This is a genomic window from Isoptericola nanjingensis (genome assembly GCF_050311635.1).
Lineage (GTDB): Bacteria > Actinomycetota > Actinomycetes > Actinomycetales > Cellulomonadaceae > Isoptericola > Isoptericola nanjingensis.
The window spans coordinates 323,609-343,226 of sequence record NZ_JBNOZL010000003.1; the positions used below are offsets into that span (position 1 = coordinate 323,609).

Genomic DNA, 19,618 nt, shown 5'->3' on the forward strand with positions numbered 1-19,618 from the left:
CCGCCGCTCACGCCTTGAACAGGTGGCGGCGGATGGCCGCCGCGTTCGAGAAGATCCGGATGCCCAGCACCACCACGACCGCGGTCGACAGCTGCGCACCCACGCCCAGCTGGTCGCCCAGGAACACGATGAACGCCGCCACGACCACGTTCGACAGGAACGACACCAGGAACACCTTGTCGTCGAACAGGCCGTCGAGCTTGGCGCGGAGGCCCCCGAACAAGGCGTCCAGCGCGGCCACGACCGCGATCGGAAGATAGGGCTGCAACGCCACCGGCACGGTCGGCTGCAGCACCAGCCCGGCGATCACGCCGATCACGAGCCCGATCGCGGCGATCATGAGCGTTCCTCCTCGGTGTCGGACGACGACGTCCTCTGCGACGTCCCCGGCGATGTGCTCTCACGTGTGCTCTGCGGTGCCCCCTGGGCGTCGTCGCCCGGCTGCGAGGACTCCCCCGCACCCGACGGCGACGCGTACCGCAGGGTCTGGTTCCCCACGCCCGGCAGCGACAGGTCGCTCTGCGGGGTCACGCTCGACTGGATCCCGTAGCGCGACCCCAGCAGCTGCAGGTACGCCGGGGCGCCGGAGCGAGCGTACGCGGTCTGCATGTCGTCAGGGTCACCGATCGCCCGGATCGTGTAGGTCGGCCCCGGGAGCGGCACGAGGTCCACCAGGATGGCGTCACCGGCGTTGCGGATCGCGGACAGCGACGTCAGCCGCTGGTCGTCCACCGAGATCGCCTCCGCGCCCGCAGCCCACAGGGCGTTCACCACGGTCTGCACGTCCGCGTCCCGCACCCGGGCGCTCGCGTCGGGGTCGGACTCGGACTGCGCGGCGTCACCGTCGGACAGGGAGACCACCAGGCCCGGACCGCTGACCGCCGCCGACCCACTCACCACGCCGTCGCGCTGGAGCGTCTGCAGGAGGCCCGGGTCCTCGCTGGCGAGAGCGGTGTGCTGCAACGCCTCGATCTCGTCGCTCAGCGCCACCGACCGGGCCTGCAGCGCGTCCACCTCGTCGCGCCGGTCCACGATCTGCGTCTCCAGCACCTCGCGCGCCGCCGCCACCTCGGCCTGGGGCGCTCGCAGCTGGCGCGCCGCGGACACGGTCAGCAGACCCAGCAGGGCGGCCAGCAGCAGCAGGAGCACGACGGAGAGCCCCCGGCGTCCCGTCGGGCGCCCGGCCCGCGCCGCCTCCGCGCGCCGCTCGGCCTCCTCCGCGTACCCCGGGTCGAGAGGCTTCTCCATCACCTCGACCAGCAGGGTCATCGACTCGTCCGGGCGACGGCGCCCCGGCGCGCGCACCGGCGCCGTCACGCCTCACCCCCCGAGCCCTCGACGTCGGGCCCGGCGCTCGCGGCCACCAGCAGCTCGCGCGCCTGCCGCAGGTACTGCACGCCCGCCACCCAGTACAGGCCGACGCCCCACCACGTGAACGCCCAGCCCACGACGTGCGCCGCCGCGCCGACCCCACCCGGCACCGTCGCCAGGAGGAGCAGCGGGAACGCGTACAGGAGCGCGAACGTCCCGGCCTTGCCCACGAAGCTCACCGGCAGCGGCCCGTACCCGTGCCGCGCGAGCACCGGCAGCAGGCACGCGAGCATCACGTCCCGGGCGACGATCACCACGAGGATCCACAGCGGGATCACGTCCCGCCAGGTCAGGCCGATCAGGGTGACGAAGATGAAGAGGCGGTCCGCCGCCGGGTCGAGCATCTGCCCCAGCCGCGTCACCTGGTGCAGCCGCCGCGCCAGCACGCCGTCCAGCCAGTCCGTGAAGCCGGAGAAGGCCAGGACCGCGAGGGCCCACACGTCCTCGCCCACCACGATCAGCACCGCGAACACCGGCACCAGGGCCAGGCGCAGCAAGCTCACCAGGTTCGGGATCGTGAAGACCCGGCTGCTGATCTCCTGGCCCTCCTGCACGGGGCACATCCTACGCACGCGGCCTGCGCCCAGTGGCCGAACTCACCGGCACCCGCCGGACGACCACCGGCCCCGGCCGGTAGACTGGGACCACCTTCGGAGTTCGTCGTGCCTCCCGCGTGTTCGTTGTGCCCCGCTCAGAGCGGGGCTGGTGTGTGTCCGGGACCGAGCGACCGTGCCGCCTCCTCGGCGGTACAGGACTCCTCCCCCACCACCCACAGAACGGTGACCCCTCTTGAGCACCCCTGACTCCACCCTGCCCACCGAGCCCACCTCCGGGCAGACCACCGGGCAGGACCCCACGTTCGCCGACCTCGGCCTCCCCGCACCGCTGCAGGCCGCCGTCGACGACCTCGGGTTCACGACGCCGTCACCCATCCAGGCGCGCGCCATCCCCGAGCTCCTCGCCGGCCGCGACATCACCGGCGTCGCCCAGACCGGCACCGGCAAGACCGCCGCCTTCGGCATCCCGCTGCTCGCCGCACTCGACCCGCAGGCCTCCGTCGCCGGCGGGCACGTGCAGGCCCTCGTCCTCGCCCCCACCCGCGAGCTCGCGCTCCAGGTCGCCGAGGCCGTCGAGTCGTTCGCCACCCACCTGCCCGGGGTGCGCGTCACCTCCGTGTACGGCGGCTCCCCCTACCAGCCGCAGCAGCGCGCCCTGCGCGACGGCGTGCACGTCGTCGTCGGCACCCCCGGCCGCGTCATGGACCACCTCGAGCGGGGCACCCTCTCCCTCGACGGCGTCAAGTTCCTCGTCCTCGACGAGGCCGACGAGATGCTCCGCATGGGCTTCGCCGAGGACGTCGAGACGATCTTCGGCCAGGCGCCCGCGAAGCGACAGGTCGCCCTGTTCTCCGCGACCATGCCTCCCGCGATCCGCGCCGTCGCCGAGACCCACCTCACCGACCCCGTCGCGATCGCCGTCTCCCGTCAGTCCTCCACCGTGTCGACCGTCGAGCAGACCTACGCCGTCGTGCCCTTCCGGCACAAGATCGGCTCCCTCGTCCGGGTGCTCGCCACCTCCGACGCCGACGCCACCATCGTCTTCACCCGCACCCGCAAGGACGCCGAGGAGGTCGGCGCCGCCCTCGTGGAGCGCGGCACCTCCGCCGCCACCATCTCCGGCGACGTCGCCCAGAAGGAGCGCGAGAAGATCGTCGAGCGCCTCAAGTCCGGCGCCCTCGACGTGCTCGTCGCCACCGACGTCGCCGCCCGCGGCCTCGACGTCGACCGCATCGGCCTCGTCGTCAACTTCGACATCCCCCGCGAGCCCGAGGCCTACGTGCACCGCATCGGGCGCACCGGCCGCGCCGGGCGCACCGGCCGCGCCCTGTCGTTCGTCACGCCCCATGAGCGCGGCAAGCTCAAGCACATCGAGCGGACCATCCGCACGACGCTCGCCGAGGTCGAGATCCCCTCGCCCCGCGACGTCTCGGAGCACCGCGCCCGTCGCCTCCTCGACGCCGTCGGCACGCGCATCGAGGCCGGCCGCCTCGACCTGTACACCCGGATGCTCCAGGAGCGCGCCGGCTCCGCGTCCGACGCCGCGGACGCCGAGGGCACGCCGGCCCCCGTCGAGGGTGGCGACGACGCCCTGCAGGTCGCGGCCGCCCTTCTGGCGCTCGCGGTCGGGGACGACGGCCCCCAGCAGCGCGCAGCCCAGGAGGAGCACGAGCGCGAGCGGGCCGAGGCCAAGGGCGGGCGCACCCGCGAGACGCACCGCGCCGAGCGGACCGAGCGCGACGGCGACCGCACCGGCCGCCACCCCCGCTCGGACCGCGACCGGGACGACCGCGGCCGCGGCATCCGCCGTCCCGCCGCCGGCACGCGCTACCGCATCTCCGTCGGCCACACGCACGGCGCGCAGCCGCGCGGCATCGTCGGGGCGCTCACGCACGAGGGCGGCCTGTCGGGCAGCGACATCGGCAAGATCGACATCTTCGGCAACTTCTCGCTGGTCGACATCACGCGGCCGCTCGACGACGCCGACATGAACCGGATCGGCCGCGCCCACGTGGCCGGCAAGGCGCTCCGCATCTCCGTCGACAAGGGCGCGCCGGAGCGCCGCGCCCCGCGCACGGAGCGGCCCCGCACCGACCGTCGTCCGGCCCGCACGGCCTGACGCACCGGGCGGCCTGCCCGCGACACGACGAAGCCCCGCGAGCCGTGCGGTTCGCGGGGCTTCGTCGTGTCGCGGCGGTGGCGAAGGCGGTCAGGTGCGGTCCGGCGCCTCGCCGAGGCTCACGACGAGGGACCTCAGCCGCCGCGCCTCCGCCATCCCCCGCTCGCCGTCGGCGCGCTGGATGCCCATGACGGCGATCGTGCCGCCGTCGGCGAGGTCGAGCCGCACCCACGGGTCGTCGGGGCCGAGCCGCACCTCGACGATCTCCGCCCACGCGAGCGTCCGCGAGCGGACGAGGTTGCGGACCCGCAGGCCCTCCTCCGACGGGACGGCATGCACGCCGCCGAGCCGCCACAGCAGCCAGGTGACGCCGAGCGCGAAGACGATGAAGGAGACCTTGTTCACCGCGGCCGCGCCCATCGGCCCGTTCGAGCTGAGGCCGACCACGACGCTCCCGACCGCGGCGACCACCCACACGAACCAGGCCGAGACCTGGCCCCACAGCGGGCGGAACGTGCGGAAGCGTGACGAGCTCATGCCGACCACGCTGCCACCGCGCGCGCGTGCTCGACAGGCCGGCGGGCGCCGACCCGCCAGGTCACAGGCGGCTGGCGTGGATGGAGGTCACGATGATGCCGCGCGCCCCCACCTCGTACAGCGCGTCCATCACGCGGTTCGTCTCCGAGCGCTTCACCATCGACCGCACCGCCGCCGACTCGCCGTTGTGCAGCGGCGACACGGTGGGCGACTCGAAGCCGGGGGTCACCGCCACGGCGGCGTCCACGAGCTCCATCGGCACGTCGTAGTCCATGAGCACGTACTCGTGCGCGGTGATGACGCCCTGCAGGCGCCGGGTGAGCACGTCCAGCCCGGCCGGCTCCGCGACGTCGCTGCGGCGGATGAGCAGCGCCTCGGAGCGCAGGATCGGCTCACCGAACACCTCCAGGCCCGCCGCGCGCAGCGTGGTGCCCGTCTCGACGACGTCGGCGATGACGTCCGCGACGCCCAGGCGCACGGAGCTCTCCACCGCGCCGTCGAGGTGCACCACCGCCGACGGCTCGATCCCCCGCTCGCGCAGGTAGGACCGGACCAGGGTGTCGTACGAGGACGCCACCCGGCGTCCCGCGATCTGGTCGACGTCGGTGATGGTGCCCGCCGGCGCGGCGAACCGGAACGTCGATGCGGCGAAGCCCAGCGGCAGGTGCTCGACGGCGTCCGCCCCCGAGTCGAGCAGCAGGTCGCGGCCGGTGATGCCGACGTCGACGGTGCCGGACCCCACGTACACCGCGACGTCGCGCGGGCGCAGGAAGAAGAACTCGGCGCCGTTGTCCGGGTCGGCGAGCACGAGCTCGCGGGTGTCGCGGCGCTGGCGGTAGCCCGCCTCGCGCAGCATGTCGGAGGCCGGGACGGAGAGGGACCCCTTGTTGGGGACGGCGATACGGAGCACTGCGTTACCTCGTTCTGATCAGGTCGGGACGTGTCGGGCGGCTGGGCGCGCGCGACGGACGTCGGGGCCGCACCGTGACGGTGCGACCCCGGTCCGGGCGCTCACAGATGCGCGTACACGTCCTCGAGCGTCAGCCCCTTGGCCAGCATGAGCACCTGCAGGTGGTACAGCAGCTGCGAGATCTCCTCCGCGGCCGCCTCGTCGGTCTCGTGCTCGGCGGCCATCCAGACCTCGGCCGCCTCCTCCACGATCTTCTTCCCGATCGCATGCACGCCGGCGTCCAGCTCGGCCACGGTCCCCGACCCGGCGGGGCGGGTCGTGGCCTTCTCGGTCAGCTCGGCGAACAGGGAGTCGAACGTCTTCACCCGCTCAGCCTAGACGCCGGGACCCCGGGCTCTGGGCGCGGTTTCGTCCCTCGGGACGGTGAGTTCTGGTGGTTCATGGCGCTTGGCACACTATTTTTGTGAGGAGAAGCGGACCCGGGACCACTCCCCCCGAGGATCAGTGGGCGTGCGCCGACGCCAGACCCCGCAGCGCCTCGATCTCCGCCGGTACGTCCTCCGCCCCGTAGACGGCGGAGCCCGCGACGAAGACGTTCGCCCCCGCGTCCGCCGCGCGCTCGATCGTGTCGCGCGACACTCCCCCGTCGACCTGGATCCACACGTCCAGCCCCGACTCCCCCACCGCCTGCCGGGCGCGCCGGATCTTCGGCAGCGTGCCGTCGATGAACGACTGCCCGCCGAAGCCGGGTTCCACGGTCATGACGAGGATCATGTCGATCTCCGGCAGGAGGTCGAGGAACGGCTCCACCGGCGTCGCCGGCCGGAGCGCGACGCCCGCCCTCGCCCCCAGGCGCCGCAGCTCCCGCGCGAGGCGGACCGGAGCCGTGGCGGCCTCCGCGTGGAACGTCACCGAGGCGGCCCCGGCCTCCGCGTACGCGGGCGCCCAGCGGTCCGGGTCCTCGATCATCAGGTGTGCGTCGAGCGGCACCGGCGAGACCTGCGCGAGCCGCTCGAAGACCGGCAGGCCCAGCGTGAGGTTCGGCACGAAGTGGTTGTCCATGACGTCCACGTGGGCGTAGTCGGCGGTGGCGATGGCCCCCAGGTCGCGCTCGAGGTTCGCGAAGTCGGCCGACAGGATGCTCGGGTTGATCAGCGCAGGCATGCGCCCAGCGTAGGCGGCGCAGCCACTACGCTCGCCCCGTGCCACCGCTCCCCTCCCCCACCGAGCCGTCGCCGACGACGGCCGTCGCGCCCCCGGTCGTGCGTGCCGCCGTCGCCGACGACCTGCCCACCGTCGCGGCCATCCTCGAGCCGTACGTCACCGGCACGGCCGTGACGTTCGACGAGCAGGCCCCCGACGTCGCCGCGTGGCGCCAGCGCCTCGTGGACCTGGACGCCCGCGGCCTGCCGTTCCTCGTGGCCGAGGTCGACGGGGCCGTCGTCGGCTACGCGTACGCGTCCCCCTGGCGCCCCAAGGCCGCCTACCGGTACACGGTGGAGGACACGATCTACCTCGCCCCCGCGGCCCAGGGACGCGGCGTCGGCTCCCTGCTCATGACGGCGCTGCTCGAGGCCTGCTCGCGCGCCGGCGTGCGGCAGGTCGTGGCCGTCGTGGCCGACGACCCCGCGGCGGCCGGCTCCCTGCCCCTGCACCGCCGGTTCGGCTTCGAGGTCGCCGGCGTGCTGCGCGACGTCGGGGTCAAGCACGGCCGCACCGTGAGCACCACGCTGCTGCAGCTCACCCTCGCCTGACGCGCCTGCGCGCCTCAGGAGTGCAGCCCGGCACGCAGCGTGTCGGTCCGGTCCTCCACGGTCCGCCACGCCTCGGGGCCCACGCCCGGGTGCGCGTCGCGGTCGATCTCCTCGAGCCCGGTGCGCAGGCCGTCGAGCGTGGCCGCCACGGCGCGCAGGGCACGGCGGCGGGGCAGCCCCCACGACTCCCCCTCCCCGACGAGGTGCTCGGCCGTGATGCGGTCCATGTCGCGCTCCCCGGACACGTCCATCGCGAAGACCCGCGACGCGTGCGCGTGGTGCAGGTGCATGGACACGTCGTAGGCGGGCGCGAGCGCGACCGTGCCGTCCGCGCGCCGGAGCACCGAGACGTTCTTCGCGTGCGCGTCGGTGTTCCCGACCGCCAGGTTCAGGGTCGTGAGGGCGAGCAGGCCGTCGGGCCGGGCGCCGTCGTCGCGCAGCGTGCGGGCGATCCGGGCCAGGGAGGGCAGCGCGCGCCCGTGCTGGAACTTGCGCTCGGGGTCGCGGGTGTTGATGCCGAGCGCCTGCGCCGCGTCCTCCTGGTGCACCCGTCGCTGACCGCCCGGGGCGTCCGCGTCGGGCACGCGGTCGTAGCGTGAGACGACGATCGCGCGAACGTCGTCGAACGTGACCACCTCGGCGTCGATCGACGTGAGACCCACGCGGCGGGCCAGGTCGAGCGCGGCGGCCTCCGTATCGACCAGGTCGGCCGTGGGAGAGCCCGCCTCGCGCGCCACCTTGAGGATGTGCGTCGTCGGCTGGGTGGGCGACGCACGGAGCCAGCCGTGCTCGTCGCGTACGAGCCCGATCTTGGGCTCCATACCGGGCAGGGAGCTCGTCAGGTGCCTGCTGCGTCCATGCCCGCCGGCACGTGCCAGGCTCTCCCGAAGGAGCGTCGCCACGCCTCGGTCGTCGAGACGGGTCGCCGGTCGTGCCGCCGGTTCCGGGTCGGCCCCAGGAGGTACGAGCAGGAGGGCACCGACGGTGTCACCTCCGAAGGCGGCGAAGAAGCCGACGGAATCCTCGGGGTCGACGCCGGCCTCCATCGCCATGGAGTCACGCACGCGCCCCTCGGGCATCAGCCCGTCGAGCCAGGCCGTCACCCGGGCCGACGACGGCGGTGCGTCCGGGTCCATGGGGAGGAGGTGGGACAGCACGCGCGCGCCGTATCCCCATCGCGCGACCGCTCCGGCATCCCACTCCAGGTCGACCCTGTGAGTCCCCCGTGGACTCGAACGCCCGACGAACCGGGCTACCCGGACCCCGTACAGCCACGCGTCGAGCTCACTCGCCGGCACGGCCCGCCCTCTCCGCCAGCCGCACGTCGACGCCCAAGGCGTCGAACATCTCGAACAGTCGCGTGATGTAGAGGTTCTCGACACCCGACTCGACCTCGGACACGTACTGTCGGGTCAGCCCGAGCTCGTCCGCGAGCGCCCCCTGGCTCAGGCCTTCGCGCTTGCGTGTCTGCTGGACGAAGCGTCCGATGTCGCGCGGGCTTCGCGCTACCGTCCATCGTTCGCCGTTCATGTCGCCACCTCGTTGCGTCGGGATTTCCTGACCCCCCTGGGTGGCGCCACCATATCCTGGCAACACCGGGCAGTGCAAGAAGATCCCGACATCTAGCGCGCGACCCGGCGCAGCAGCGTGAGGTGCATCGCGTCGGTGCCGTGCGCGTGCGGCCACAGCTGCACGTCCAGCCCGTGCGCGCCGCCGTCCGGGGCGCCGAGATCGATGTCCGCACCGGGCACCAGCGCGTCGCGCACCGCCGACCGGGCGTCGATGCGCTCCGCGTCGTCCCGGCGGCGCAGCACGTCATCGACCACGAGCCGCGTCTCCGCCAGGTGCGGGGAGCAGGTGACGTACGCGACGACACCGCCGGGACGCACCGCGTCGAGGGCGGAGGCGAGCAGCTCGCGCTGCAGCACCGTCAGTGTGCCCAGGTCGGCCGGGGTGCGGCGCCAGCGCGACTCGGGACGCCGGCGCAGTGCGCCGAGCCCGGTGCAGGGGGCGTCGACGAGGACCCGGTCGTAGGCGGCGGGCTCCTCGGTGCCGACCTCCCGGCCGTCGCCGGTGCGCACGCGCTCCACGACGCCCTCCGGCACGGCGCGCAGGGCCCGCTCGACGAGGCGGGCGCGGTGCGGCTGCACCTCGTTGGCGACGAGGGTGGCGCCTCGCTCCCCCGCGAGCGCCGCGAGGAGGGCGGCCTTGCCGCCCGGCCCGGCACAGAGGTCGAGCCAGCGCGCGTCGGCGCCGTCGAGCGGGGCGCCTGCGAGTGCGAGGGTGACGAGCTGCGAGCCCTCGTCCTGGACGCCTGCGCGGGCATCAGCGACGGCAGGCAGCGCGGCGGGGTCGCTGCCGCCGGCGAGGACGAGCGCGGTCGGCGCCCAGCGGCCCGGCTCGAGCCGCACGTCGGCGTCGTGGGCCTGCTCCTGGAGCAGGTCGGGCGCCGCGAGGCCGGGGCGCGCGACGAGGGTCACGCGGGGCGCGGCGTTGTCCGCGTCGAGCAGGTCGGCGATCTCGTCGGGGCCGCGTCCGTGGCCCGCGAGCGCCTCGCGCAGGGCCCTGGTGATCCACACCGGGTGCGAGCCGACCGTGGCGAGCCCGGTGACGGTGTCGGGCGCCTCCTCGGTGAGGCGGGCGAGCCATTCCTCGAGGGGCGTGCGTCCGACGGCGCGCAGGACGGCGTTGACCATCTGGGCCGGCCCGGCGCCCACGCGGTCGCGGGCGAGCGCGACGGTCTCGGAGACGGCCGCGTGGGACGGGACGCGCATCCCCAGGAGCTGGTGCGTGCCGAGGCGGAGGACGTCGAGCACCTCGGGGTCGAGCTGGTCGAGGGGGCGGGTCACGCAGCGGGCGAGAATCGCGTCGTAGCGTCCGCGCAGGCGCAGGGTGCCGTACGCGAGCTCGGTGGCGAACGCGGCGTCGCGGCCGGCGATCCTGCGTTCGCGGAGCAGGGGCGGGAGCACGAGGTTGGCGTAGGCGTCGGAGCCGTCCACCTGGCGCAGCACGTCGTAGGCCGCGGTGCGGGCCGGGTCGGTGCGGCGGCGGCGCTCGCCGGGCGCCTGGGCGCTGCGGTGCGTCTCGCCACGGGTGCGGGCGGCGCTGCGCTGGCGTCCCTTGCTGTTGCGGGCGGGCGCGCGGCGCTCGTCCCGGCGGTCGTCGCTCATCGGGCGTCCTGCCCGAGGCGCAGGGAGGCGTCGCCGGCGTCCCCGGTGAAGAGGCCGCGCGCGCCGCGTGCCCAGTCCGCGGCGGGCATCGGCTTCTTGCCGACGGGCTGCACGTGCCCGAGCGCGACGGCGTGCGTGGCGGTCCCGACGAGGACCTCCTTCTTGCCGGGGCGCACCTCGCCGGGGGCGAGGTCGGCGACGTCGGGTCGCGGGGTGACGGGACCCAGGCCGAGGCGGGCCCCCGGGGCGGCGTCGAGCCCGGCGGTGGGCGGCAGAGTGGTCCACGCGCCGGGGGCGGGGGTGACGGCGCGGATCCGTCGGTCGACGGCGAGTGCGGGGTCGTCCCAGCGGACGCGGGCGTCGTCGGTCGTCACCTTGGGCGCGAGGGAGACTCCGTCCGCGGGCTGCGGCTGGGGCGCGAGCGTCCCGTCCTCGAGGGCGTCGAGGGTCGCGACGAGCAGGTCGGCGCCGCTGGTGGCCAGCCGGCCGAGCAGGTCGCCGGAGGTGTCGCGGGGGCGGATCGTCTCCGTGGCGGTGCCGAGCACCGGGCCGGTGTCCATGCCCTCGTCGAGGAGGAACGTCGTCGCGCCGGTGACCTCGTCCCCGGCGAGCACGGCGTGCTGCACGGGGGCGGCCCCGCGCCACGCGGGCAGGACGGAGAAGTGCAGGTTGACCCAGCCGAGGCGCGGGACGGCGAGCACGTCGGCGCGCAGGAGGTGCCCGTACGCGACGACGGGGGCGGCGTCGACGTCGAGCTCGCGCAGCGTCGCGAGGAACTCCTCCCCGCGCGGGCGCTCGGTGAGGACCGGGATCCCGGCCTCCTCGGCCGCGAGGCGCACCGGGCTGGGCACGAGCCGGCGGCCGCGTCCGGCGGGCGCGTCCGCCCGGGTCAGGACGGCGACGACCTCGTGGCGCGACGCCAGCAGGGCGCGCAGGGACGGGACGGCAGGGTCAGGGGTTCCGGCGAAGAGCAGGCGCACCACCCGATCGTAGTCGGGCGAGCGGGTCCCGGTCCGCGAGCGCCGGGGCGCCGTCGAGCGTCATGCAGCGGCGTGGCCCGGCCGTGGTCGCGAGGGGTCGTGGGCGCCGACCGGCATCGTGACCGTCCGGTCGACGTCCTCCCTCGTGCTCGTGCCGGCTACCGGCCGACAGGGAGACCGAGGTCGCGCAGGGCGGCGCGCAGCGCCGCGGCGTCGGTGAAGCGGACGGCGTGGAAGCCCAGCTCGCGGGCGGCCTCGACGTTGGCGGGGCTGTCGTCGACGAAGACGGCGCGCGCGGGGTCGACGTCGTGCGTGACCATCAGGTGCCGGAAGATCGCCGGGTCGGGCTTCGCGAGCCCCACCCGCCCGGACACCACCACGTGCTCCATGCGCGTCGTCGCGGGGGCCGCCCCGGCGGCGTGCCCGAACAGCTCGTCCGACCAGTTGGTGAGCCCGAGGAGGCGCACGCCGGCGGCCGCCAGCTCGTCGACGAGCTCCGCCGAGCCCGGGACGGGCCCGGTCAGGGTGCCGGGGAAGCCCGCCACGTACTCGTCGAGCAACGGTTGCAGGTGGGGCCGGTCGGCCAGGCTGGCGCGGGCGTCGGTCCAGCTGCGCCCGGCGTCCTGGGCGAGGTTGAGGGCCGGGAAGTCGACGTCCGCCATCCAGGCGTCCACCTCGGCGCGCGTGCGCCCCGGGAACGCCCCGTAGGGGTCCCAGCCGACGAGCACGTTGCCGAAGTCGAGCACCACCGTGTCGACGAGGGCCTCGGCGGGGCCAGGAGCCATCAGAGCATCTCCTTCGGGTCGACCTGGACGCGGACGGCGCCGCCCTCCCGCCGGGCCGACCGGACGGCGAGGGAGGCGCGCAGCTGGGCGGCGAGCTCGCCGCCTTGGGCGAGGGGGACGCGCAGCACGGTGCGCACCTGGGGCTCGAGCGTGGCGCCGCGGCGCGGGTCGGCGTCGGGCTGCTCGACGGGCCCCAGGACGGTGTCGGGGCCCGCGAGCGCCACCCGGCCCACGACGGCGTCCACCGCGCCCCGGTCCCCGGTGACGGACGCGACACGGACCGCGGGCGGCAGCGCGAGCTCGCGACGCTCGGCGAGCTCCCGGTCGGCCAGGCCCCCGGGGTCGTAGCGCACGAGCGCCCCGGTCGGGGCGGGGGCGGCGTCGCCGACGAGGAGCACCTGTCCGCCGGTGCGGGACGGGTGCACGAGGGCCGCGGCCGCGAGCCAACGGTGCAGCGCCTCCGTCGCCGTGGCGAGGCCCGTGCCCGCGGTGGCCACGGCGGCGTCGAGCAGGAGAGCGACGGCGTACCCGCCGTCGGCGACGGGCTCGGCGCCGGGTGTCGCGACGACGAGGGCCGGTTCGGGACCTACCCGGTCGAGCACCCCGGCGGGCGCGGAGGACGCGGACACGCGCACGGGAGTGCCCGCGAACGCCCGGCCGAGCTCCTCGGCGGTGCGGTCCGACCCGACGCGGACGGCACGCAGGTGGGTGTCGCCGCACTCCTCGCAGCGCCAGCCGCCGGCGAGCCGGCCGCACCAGGAGCACTGGGGCGCACTGCCGGTGCGGGTCATGCCGAGCGGGCCGTGGCAGGCGGCGCAGCGGGCGGCGGTCCGGCACCGCGCGCACGCGACGACGGGCAGGTAGCCGGTGCGGGGCACCTGGACGAGGACGGGCCCGCGGGTCAGCCCGTCGCGGGCGGCCCGCCAGGCGGCGGTCGGCAGCCGGGCGGCGGCTCCCGGCCCCTCGGCGGCGAGCTCGACGGACGTGAGGGCGCGCACACGGGGGGCGCGGGCGCGCAGCACGTCTCGGGGCGCGGCGATCTCGCGCGCCCACCCGGACGCCAGCAGGGCCTGCGCCTGCACGGTCCGGCCCGGCGACCCCAGCAGGTAGGCGGCGTCCTCCAGGTCGCTGCGCAGGGCGAGCACGTCTCGGGCGTGCGGGTAGGGGGCGTGCGGCTCCGCGAGCGTGTCCTCGCCGTCGCCCCACAGCACCACGAGACCGAGGTCCGGCACCGGGGCGAACATGGCGGCCCGCGTCCCGACGACGACGTCGGCCAGCCCGTGCCGGGCGCGCAGGAAGGCGCGGTAGCGCGGGGCGGGTCCGTCGTCGGCGAGGAGCCGCACGACGTCGTCGAGCCCGGCCTCGCCGAGGGCGGCCACGACGCGCTCGACGTCGCGGGCGTCGGGCGCGACGACGAGGACGCGCCGTCCGCCGGCCACGGCGGCACGGGCCGCCTGTGCGACGGCGGACGCCCAGTGCGGTACGCGCGCCGGCCCGTCGCCCGCCGGGGGCGCGAGGCCGGGCAGCGGCGTCCACACGGCCCGCGGAGCGCCGCCGGCGAGCACGTGACGACAGAACGCCTCCCCGCCCAGGTAGGACTCCCATGCGGTCGTCGAGCCCGCTGAGACGAGCCGTACGGGGCCGGGACGGTCCGCGCCCTCCCCGACGTCCTCCGGGGCGTCCTGGACGCCCTCCACGGGCTCCTGAGCGAGGCCCTGGGTGCTGCCGCCCTGGGTATCGGCCGGCTCGCCGCTCGACGCGACCCGCGCCGCCCCGTCCGCAGCCGTGGTCAGGGAGGCGAGCACCTCCTTCTCGACGCGGGCGTGCCGCGGCGGCACGGCGAGGCGCAGCACGTCGGCGAGCGTTCCCGCGTACCGGTCCGCGACGGCGCGGGCCAGCCGCAGCACCGGCTCCGACAGCACGGCGTCGGCCGAGACCACGCGCCTGAGGGGCACCAGCCGCCCGTCGTGGTCGGACGTCTCGCGACGCTCCACCACGTACCCCGCCACCTCCTGCGGCCCGAACCGGGCCCGCACCCGCACGCCCGGCCGGGCGTCGTCGGCCATCGGGGCGGGCACCAGGTAGTCGTACGGGCGGTCCAGGTGCGCGGGCTGCAGGTCGAGCACCACCCGGGCGACGGGGAGCTCGTCGGCGACGGGGGTGGCGCCCAGGGCGGCCTTGCCGCCCTTCCCGGGCTTGCGACGCCCCTTCGCGCCGGCGTCGCGCGGGGCCGGGACGTCGTCGAGCCCGAGCAGCGCGGGCTGCTCGGGCTCGGGGGTCTCAGTCACGAGGCCATCCCATCACGCCCCACGGACGCAGCCGAGCACGGTGACACCAGGCTCGACCGACGCCGCCGCCGGACGAGAGGAGCACGTGATGGCAAGGTGCCTTCGCACCACCCAGCCGCGACCGAAGGCCGGAACGGTGGGTCAGACCGCGGCCCGCAGCGCGTCGACGCGGTCGGTGCGCTCCCAGGTGAACCCGGGCAGGTCGCGGCCGAAGTGCCCGTAGGCGGCCGTCTGGGCGTACACGGGGCGCAGCAGGTCGAGGTCGCGGATGATCGCCGCCGGGCGCAGGTCGAAGACGCTCTCGATGGCCGCGGCGATCCGCTCGGTGGGCACCGTCTCCGTGCCGAACGTCTCGACGTACAGCCCTACCGGGTGAGCCTTGCCGATCGCGTACGCGACCTGCACCTCGCACCGACGCGCCAGCCCCGCCGCGACGACGTTCTTCGCGACCCAGCGCATCGCGTACGCGGCGGACCGGTCGACCTTCGACGGGTCCTTGCCGGAGAACGCGCCGCCGCCGTGCCGCGCCATGCCGCCGTAGGTGTCGACGATGATCTTGCGGCCGGTGAGGCCGGCGTCGCCCTGCGGCCCGCCCACGACGAACTTGCCGGTCGGGTTGACGATGAGGCGCGCGTCCGCCGTCTCGACGCCGGTCTCCTGGGCCACCTGGGCCAGCACCGGCGCGATGACGACGTCCGCGACCTCGCGCTGCAGCTTCTCCTGCACGATGTCGGCGTCGTGCTGCGTGGACAGCACCACGGTGTCGATGCGCACCGGCCGGTCGCCGTCGTACGCGACCGTCACCTGCGTCTTGCCGTCGGGGCGGAGGCCGGGCAGCTCGCCCGAGCGCCGCACGGCCGACAGCCGCTCCGCGAGCCGGTGCGACGTCCAGATCGGCAGCGGCATCAGGGACGGCGTCTCGTCGGTGGCGTACCCGAACATCAGGCCCTGGTCGCCCGCGCCCTGCGCGTCGAGGGGGTCGCGGTCGAGGCCCGGTCCGGAGGCGTCGTCGCGCTCCTCGAGGCTCTTGTCGACGCCCTGCGCGATGTCGGGCGACTGCTGCCCGATCGACACGGAGACGCCGCAGGAGTCGCCGTCGAACCCGATCGCCGAGGACGTGTACCCGATGCGGCGGACCACCTCACGCACGATCTGCGGGATCTCGACGTACGCGTCTGTCGTGACCTCGCCCGCCACGTGCACCAGGCCCGTGGTCACCATCGTCTCCACCGCCACGCGCGAGCGCGGGTCCTGTGCGAGCAGTGCGTCGAGGATCGCGTCGGAGATCTGGTCGCAGACCTTGTCCGGGTGGCCCTCGGTCACGGACTCGGACGTGAAGAGGCGCAGCGCATCGGTCATGGCGGACAGCCTACGGGGAACAGGCCGCCCCATCGGGCCCTCGAGACGGGAAATGTCTCACATGCTGGGTGAATCTCAGATGCCGGGCAGCGTCTTCGTCACGGCGTCCCAGATGGCGTCCGCGACCTCGCGCTTCGACCCGGCGGCCTCGGTCACGACCTCGCCGCGGCCGTCGAGCACCGTGACGGCGTTGGTGGGGGCGCCGAAGCCGCGCCCGGCGCCCACGGCGTTCACCGCGAGCAGGTCCGCGCCCTTGCGCAGCGCCTTGCGGCGCCCGTGCTCGAGCACGGAGCCGTCCGCGTCGCCGGTCTCGGCCGCGAAGCCCACGACGAGCTGGCCGGGGCGCAGCCGGTCGTGCGCGAGCTCGGCGAGCACGTCCGGGTTCTCGACGAGCGTGAGGGGCGCGGGGCCCTCGCCCGGCACCTTCTTGATCTTGGCGTCCGGCACGTCGGCCGGGCGGAAGTCGGCCACCGCCGCCGCCATCACGACGACGTCGGCCTCCGACGCGCCCGCACGCACGGCGTCGCGCAGCTCGGCCGTGGTCTCCACGGGCACGACGACGACGCCGGCCGCGCGCGCGGCCCCGCACACGGCGTCGTCCAGGTTGGCGGCCACGAGCGTGACCGCGGCGCCGCGGGCTCGGGCGGCCTCGGCGAGCGCGGCGCCCTGGCGCCCGCTGGACCGGTTGCCGATGAAGCGCACCGGGTCGATCGGCTCGCGGGTGCCACCCGCCGAGACGACCACCGTGCGACCGGACAGGTCGCCGGGAGGCCCGTCCCCGGGAGTCGAGGGGCCGGCGGACGCCGCGGCCGCGAGGGCTGCACGCGCGATCTCCTCCGGCTCGGGCAGGCGCCCCGGGCCCGTGTCCGCGCCGGTGAGACGGCCGCTCTCCGGCTCGATCACCGTGACGCCCCGCTCGCGCAACGTCGCCACGTTGGCGCGGGTGGCGGGGTGCTCCCACATCTCGGTGTGCATGGCGGGGGCCATCACGACCGGGCAGCGGGCGGTGAGGAGGGTCGAGGTGAGGAGGTCGTCGGCCCGGCCGGTCGCCGCCCGGGCGAGCAGGTCCGCCGTCGCGGGCGCCACGACGACGAGGTCGGCGCCCTGTCCGAGCGCCACGTGGGGGACGTGCGCGACGTCCTCGAAGACCTCGTCCGTGACCGGCTCGCCCGACAGCGCCTCGAACGTCGGCGCGCCCACGAAGCGCAGGGCGGACGCGGTCGGGATCACCCGGACCGCGTGGCCGTCCTCGCGCAGGAGCCGCAGCAGCAGCACGGCCTTGTACGCGGCGATGCCGCCGCTGACGCCGAGCAGGATCCTCATCGCGCGCTACCTCGTCGCCACAGGGGGACGCCGGTCGCCGACCGGCGCCGTGCCGTCAGAAGGTGATCTCGTCGCCGGTCTCGGCGACCGGCTCCGCGGCAGCCTCGGGCTTCTCCTCGACCGGGGTCGAGGTGAGCAGGCCCTCGTTGATCTCGCGCATGGCGATGGAGAGCGGCTTCTCCTGGTTGCGGGTCTCGACCAGCGGGCCCACGTTCTCGAGCAGGCCCTCGTTGAGCTGCGAGTAGTAGGCGTTGATCTGGCGGGCGCGCTGGGACGCGTACAGCACGAGGCCGTACTTCGAGTCGGTGCGCTCGAGCAGCTCGTCGATGGGCGGGTCGGTGATGCCGATGGGCTGGGCCACGGTTCCGGCCATGGGTCACACTCCAGACAAAGTTCGGTGACGGGTTCGCTGACAGCTGCGGTGACGCGATGTCAGGGGGTCAGCGGTCCATCCTACCTGCGCTCGGGCGCGGACCCCCAGCCGGTGCCCTCCAGGGCGACCCGGGGTGCGGCGGACGTCACACCCATCACCCGCGCGAGCCGGTCCGTGGCGTGGGTGACGTCGTCGTTGACGATCGTCACGTCGAACTCGGCCTCGGCGGCGAGCTCGGTCCGCGCCGTGGTCAGGCGTCGCTCACGCTCCTCCGCGTCCTCCGTGCCGCGCCCGACAAGGCGCCGCACGAGCTCGTCGAAGCTGGGCGGGGCGAGGAAGACGAACTGCGCGGCGAGCCCTCTCGCCGTGACCGCCTCGCGCACCTGCCGCGCGCCCTGCAGGTCGATCTCCAGCAGGGTGGGCACGCCGGCGGCGAGATGCTCCTCGACCGGCCCCCGGGGGGTGCCGTACCGGTGCCGACCGTGCACCACCGCCCACTCGAGCATCTCCCCGTCGGCGACCATCCGGTCGAACTCCTCGGGCGAGACGAACAGGTAGTGCACGCCGTGCACCTCGCCGGGGCGCGCCGGCCGGGTCGTCGCCGACACCGACAGCCACACCTGCGGGTAGCGGGCGCGCACGTCGGCCGAGACCGTGCCCTTGCCGACGGCCGTCGGCCCGGCCAGCACGGTCAGGCGCGCCGACGTCGCTCCCGCGTCCGCCGTGACAGGGGCCTGCTGCGGTGCCGGACTGCCGGCGGATCGTGCGGAAATGTCAGCCAAACCTCTCGATGAGCGCCGAAGCCTGGTGCGGCCCGAGGCCGCGGACCCGGCGGGTCTCGGCGATCCCGATCTCCTCCATGATCGCCCGGGCCTTCACCTTACCGACCCCCGGGAGCGACTCGAGCAGCGAGACGACCTTGAGCTTGCCCACGACGTCGTCCTTCTGCCCCTTCTCGATCACGTCCTTGAGGGAGCCCTGGGAGTACTTCAACCGGTTCTTGATCTCCGCGCGGACGCGCCGAGCCTCGGCCGCCTTCTCGAGGGCCGCAGCACGCTGTTCCGGGGTGAGAGGGGGGAGAGCCACGCAAGTCACCTACTCTGTCGGTCCGCCTGTGAGGGAACTGCTCCCTCGAAAGTAGCCACGACCTGCGGAGGCGGCAATCCGTAGCGCAGGACGGATCGCCGTCCGACCGGGAGGAAAGCGGCATTCGGGTCAGGACATCGTCGCAGGTCGCACGCCTGCACGGAAAAGGGCTCCCGCGGCTCGTGCGCCGAGGCCTACGGTCGGTGCATGCCGACGGACCCGAGCACGACCCCGGACGCCGTCGAGGACGGGTGGTTCCCCGAGAGCGTCGCCGCCTCCTACGACTCGTCGACCGACGACGAGTTCGACCCGGCGGTCGTCGGACGCACGGTCGATCTGCTCGCGGGCCTCGCGGGCGACGGCGCCGCCCTCGAGCTCGCCGTCGGCACCGGCCGCGTCGCGGCTCCCCTCGCGCGGCGCGGCGTGCCCGTGCACGGGATCGAGCTGTCCCGGGCGATGGCGGCGCGCGTCGCGGACAAGCCGGGCGGCGACCGGGTGACGGTGACGATCGGCGACATGACGACCGCCCGCGTGCCCGGGGAGTTCGCCGTCGCGTACCTCGTCTACAACACCATCGGCAACGTCACGACGCAGGACGGCCAGGTCGACTGCTTCCGCACCGCGGCGGCGCACCTGCGCCCCGGCGGGCACTTCGTCGTCGAGGTCGGGGTGCCGCCCCTGCGCCGCATGCCGCCCGGGCAGGACACCGTGCCGTTCACGGTCGCGCCCGACGACGCCGGCGGCGGGTACGCGGGCTTCGACCGGATCGACGTCGTCACCCAGTGCTTCACGTCGAACCACGTGACCGTCGGGCCGGACGGCTCGGGTCGGTTCCGGTGGCTGCCGTTCCGGTACGTCTGGCCGGCCGAGCTGGACCTCATGGCGCGGATCGCCGGGATGCGCCTGGTGCACCGCTGGGAGGACTGGGACCGCACGCCCTTCACCGCCGACAGCGAGCGGCACGTGTCCGTCTGGCAGGTCACCGGGTCCTGACGCCGCCACCTGA

21 protein-coding genes are annotated in these 19,618 nt (G+C 75.1%); 3 read left to right on the forward strand and 18 right to left on the reverse strand.

From position 1 onward, the window contains the following. Window positions 1-7: 7 nt before the first annotated feature. From ACQP6G_RS06990 to clsA, 3 genes are read right to left on the reverse strand one after another with little or no spacing between them, the layout of a single operon-like run. A complete protein-coding gene (locus ACQP6G_RS06990) occupies window positions 8-340 on the reverse strand; it encodes a small basic family protein (protein WP_079575212.1) in 333 nt (110 codons plus the stop codon). Continuing rightward, complete coding sequence (locus ACQP6G_RS06995) at window positions 337-1,317, reverse strand: DUF881 domain-containing protein (RefSeq protein ID WP_429763520.1); 981 nt, start codon at window positions 1,315-1,317, stop codon at window positions 337-339. Before ACQP6G_RS06995 ends, ACQP6G_RS06990 begins: the two co-directional genes overlap by 4 nt. Next, on the reverse strand, window positions 1,314-1,925 hold the full coding sequence (clsA, locus tag ACQP6G_RS07000) for a cardiolipin synthase ClsA (RefSeq protein WP_429763521.1): 612 nt from the start codon (window positions 1,923-1,925) through the stop codon (window positions 1,314-1,316). The genes ACQP6G_RS06995 and clsA overlap by 4 nt, the downstream gene beginning before the upstream one ends. 235 nt (window positions 1,926-2,160) lie before the next feature. Here clsA and ACQP6G_RS07005 point away from each other — a divergent pair, with 235 nt between their 5' ends. Further along, window positions 2,161-4,047 carry a DEAD/DEAH box helicase gene (locus tag ACQP6G_RS07005; RefSeq protein WP_429763522.1) on the forward strand — a complete coding sequence of 629 codons (1,887 nt, stop codon included), beginning with the start codon at window positions 2,161-2,163 and terminating at the stop codon, window positions 4,045-4,047. Window positions 4,048-4,137: 90 nt separating this feature from the next. Here the strand turns inward: ACQP6G_RS07005 and ACQP6G_RS07010 are convergent, their stop codons facing one another. The 4 genes from ACQP6G_RS07010 to rpe all read right to left on the reverse strand — a co-directional run bounded on the left by ACQP6G_RS07010 (window position 4,138) and on the right by rpe (window position 6,658). Then, window positions 4,138-4,584, reverse strand: a complete 447-nt coding sequence (locus ACQP6G_RS07010) for a PH domain-containing protein (protein ID WP_429763523.1) — start codon at window positions 4,582-4,584, stop codon at window positions 4,138-4,140. Between the two features lie 61 nt (window positions 4,585-4,645). Next, complete coding sequence (hisG, locus tag ACQP6G_RS07015; RefSeq protein ID WP_429763524.1) at window positions 4,646-5,494, reverse strand: ATP phosphoribosyltransferase; 849 nt, start codon at window positions 5,492-5,494, stop codon at window positions 4,646-4,648. A gap of 101 nt (window positions 5,495-5,595) precedes the next feature. After that, window positions 5,596-5,859 (reverse strand): phosphoribosyl-ATP diphosphatase, encoded by a 264-nt coding sequence (locus ACQP6G_RS07020; protein WP_079575216.1) that lies wholly within the window; start codon window positions 5,857-5,859, stop codon window positions 5,596-5,598. 136 nt (window positions 5,860-5,995) lie between these two features. Continuing rightward, complete coding sequence (gene rpe / locus ACQP6G_RS07025; RefSeq protein ID WP_429763525.1) at window positions 5,996-6,658, reverse strand: ribulose-phosphate 3-epimerase; 663 nt, start codon at window positions 6,656-6,658, stop codon at window positions 5,996-5,998. Between the two features lie 38 nt (window positions 6,659-6,696). On the opposite strand from rpe, the gene ACQP6G_RS07030 reads away from it, so the two are divergent. Beyond that, window positions 6,697-7,248: a GNAT family N-acetyltransferase gene (locus ACQP6G_RS07030; protein ID WP_429763526.1), complete on the forward strand. Its 552-nt coding sequence runs from the start codon at window positions 6,697-6,699 to the stop codon at window positions 7,246-7,248. Window positions 7,249-7,262: 14 nt separating this feature from the next. On the opposite strand, the gene ACQP6G_RS07035 is transcribed toward ACQP6G_RS07030, so the two are convergent. The 11 genes from ACQP6G_RS07035 to mihF form a co-directional block, all read right to left on the reverse strand. Beyond that, window positions 7,263-8,630, reverse strand: a complete 1,368-nt coding sequence (locus ACQP6G_RS07035) for a type II toxin-antitoxin system HipA family toxin (RefSeq protein WP_429763529.1) — start codon at window positions 8,628-8,630, stop codon at window positions 7,263-7,265. Beyond that, a complete protein-coding gene (locus ACQP6G_RS07040) occupies window positions 8,533-8,778 on the reverse strand; it encodes a helix-turn-helix transcriptional regulator (protein WP_429763531.1) in 246 nt (81 codons plus the stop codon). The genes ACQP6G_RS07035 and ACQP6G_RS07040 overlap by 98 nt, the downstream gene beginning before the upstream one ends. Before the next feature lie 92 nt (window positions 8,779-8,870). Further along, on the reverse strand, window positions 8,871-10,418 hold the full coding sequence (locus ACQP6G_RS07045) for an RsmB/NOP family class I SAM-dependent RNA methyltransferase (RefSeq protein WP_429763533.1): 1,548 nt from the start codon (window positions 10,416-10,418) through the stop codon (window positions 8,871-8,873). Next, complete coding sequence (gene fmt / locus ACQP6G_RS07050) at window positions 10,415-11,398, reverse strand: methionyl-tRNA formyltransferase (protein ID WP_429763535.1); 984 nt, start codon at window positions 11,396-11,398, stop codon at window positions 10,415-10,417. The genes ACQP6G_RS07045 and fmt overlap by 4 nt, the downstream gene beginning before the upstream one ends. A gap of 158 nt (window positions 11,399-11,556) precedes the next feature. Beyond that, a complete protein-coding gene (locus ACQP6G_RS07055) occupies window positions 11,557-12,183 on the reverse strand; it encodes an HAD family hydrolase (RefSeq protein WP_429763537.1) in 627 nt (208 codons plus the stop codon). Further along, window positions 12,183-14,471, reverse strand: a complete 2,289-nt coding sequence (locus ACQP6G_RS07060; protein WP_429763539.1) for a primosomal protein N' — start codon at window positions 14,469-14,471, stop codon at window positions 12,183-12,185. The genes ACQP6G_RS07055 and ACQP6G_RS07060 overlap by 1 nt, the downstream gene beginning before the upstream one ends. Window positions 14,472-14,612: 141 nt before the next feature. Then, complete coding sequence (gene metK / locus ACQP6G_RS07065; protein ID WP_429763541.1) at window positions 14,613-15,830, reverse strand: methionine adenosyltransferase; 1,218 nt, start codon at window positions 15,828-15,830, stop codon at window positions 14,613-14,615. Window positions 15,831-15,905: 75 nt separating this feature from the next. Then, window positions 15,906-17,153: a bifunctional phosphopantothenoylcysteine decarboxylase/phosphopantothenate--cysteine ligase CoaBC gene (gene coaBC, locus ACQP6G_RS07070; RefSeq protein ID WP_429763543.1), complete on the reverse strand. Its 1,248-nt coding sequence runs from the start codon at window positions 17,151-17,153 to the stop codon at window positions 15,906-15,908. 55 nt (window positions 17,154-17,208) lie between these two features. Further along, on the reverse strand, window positions 17,209-17,526 hold the full coding sequence (gene rpoZ / locus ACQP6G_RS07075; protein WP_429763545.1) for a DNA-directed RNA polymerase subunit omega: 318 nt from the start codon (window positions 17,524-17,526) through the stop codon (window positions 17,209-17,211). Window positions 17,527-17,606: 80 nt separating this feature from the next. Next, complete coding sequence (gene gmk / locus ACQP6G_RS07080) at window positions 17,607-18,215, reverse strand: guanylate kinase (RefSeq protein ID WP_429763793.1); 609 nt, start codon at window positions 18,213-18,215, stop codon at window positions 17,607-17,609. An 85-nt stretch (window positions 18,216-18,300) separates the two neighbouring features. After that, window positions 18,301-18,612, reverse strand: a complete 312-nt coding sequence (mihF, locus tag ACQP6G_RS07085; protein ID WP_079575226.1) for an integration host factor, actinobacterial type — start codon at window positions 18,610-18,612, stop codon at window positions 18,301-18,303. 207 nt (window positions 18,613-18,819) lie between these two features. Here mihF and ACQP6G_RS07090 point away from each other — a divergent pair, with 207 nt between their 5' ends. Then, window positions 18,820-19,605, forward strand: a complete 786-nt coding sequence (locus ACQP6G_RS07090; protein ID WP_429763549.1) for a class I SAM-dependent DNA methyltransferase — start codon at window positions 18,820-18,822, stop codon at window positions 19,603-19,605. Window positions 19,606-19,618 lie beyond the last annotated feature (13 nt).